General features: G+C 50.5%; 2 protein-coding genes. Both read right to left on the reverse strand.

Annotated elements, in window-relative coordinates:
- Window positions 1–77: 77 nt before the first annotated feature.
- Window positions 78–554, reverse strand: a complete 477-nt coding sequence (locus KDK14_RS09005; protein WP_257264760.1) for a chemotaxis protein CheW — start codon at window positions 552–554, stop codon at window positions 78–80.
- Window positions 555–614: 60 nt separating this feature from the next.
- Window positions 615–1,137: response regulator (locus KDK14_RS09010; protein ID WP_257264761.1), on the reverse strand; the 523-nt coding region annotated here is incomplete at its 5' end.

The raw sequence follows: 1,137 nt of genomic DNA on the forward strand, positions 1-1,137 counted from the left end.
GTCTTTTTATAGAATTGCGATCGTTTTTTCCCAGTAATAGTTGTTGATCAAAAGGTAACGGTTTGGTTTTAATCGAGTCATTGATAACTTCCCCCAGCCAAATCGCTGGAGGATGTCAACTTCTGTTCCACAAGAGAAAGATCCGGAATTGAAGCGGGAACGTCTCTCATAATAATCCGGTATTTCTCCATAGGGCCTTTTTCTTCGGCGGAATTACGGACTTCTTCCCGCACCAATGTTACTGGCTGCGGAACCCCCTGGACCACCATGGCATAGAATGGCAGGCTAGCGTTGTTACTGGTTCGATGCATAATGACAATGCGGTTGGTGGCAGAGAACTCGGCAAATCGACCCTGGTTCAGTCTTTCAAAGGAAACCACCGGGATTATTGTACGTCGCCAGTCAAGGTCACCGAGCAGCCATTCGGTTTCCGGGTAATTTGCCTCCGGACGACTGTAGTCCTGAATACCGGCAATGCATGCTGAAGGTATCAGCAGGGGGCGCTGCTGCATGGGTATCAGTACGGACGAAATGGGCTGGCAGCTTGTGGACATGGTTTCCTCTTCGTTCTGTTACTTTGCTGTCGGGGTTGTCAAGGGCAACCATTTCAAAGATCAGACTTTCGCAACTTCGAGCAGTTGTTCAATCGACTCGAGCAGTGGCCCTTCCTGGAAAGGTTTGCCGATGTACTCATTGACACCAAGACTGAAGGCCCGGTTACGATGTTTCTCACCGGTTCTGGAGGTGATCATGATAATCGGCAAGTCCTGAAGCCCGGGGTCATTCCGGACCGCACTGGCGACCTCAAAGCCATCCATACGGGGCATCTCGATATCCAGTAGCATGATGTCTGGCCGCTGCTCACAGAGACGGGTCATGGCTTCCACACCATCCCGTGCCGATATTACCTCGTATCCTTGCCGGGTTAGCAGACGACTGGTGACTTTCCTTACGGTAACCGAGTCATCCACCACAAGCACTTTAACAGTAGATTTAACAGTCGAATCACTGCTATCAGGAGTATCTCTTTCAACTGTGTCAGATTTGGCTTCTTGAATGACCAGTTGATGTTTGCGGTACAGTGCCGCCGGATCAAGGATCACCACCACCCGACCATCACCGAGTATGGTTGCACCG

This window comes from Endozoicomonas sp. ONNA2, assembly GCF_024606365.1.
Lineage (GTDB): Bacteria > Pseudomonadota > Gammaproteobacteria > Pseudomonadales > Endozoicomonadaceae > Endozoicomonas.

Bases quoted from the DNA above. Each gene is read 5' to 3' on its own strand.
- KDK14_RS09005 (WP_257264760.1), bottom strand. From the start codon at position 554: ATGTCCACAAGCTGCCAGCCCATTTCGTCCGTACTGATACCCATGCAG.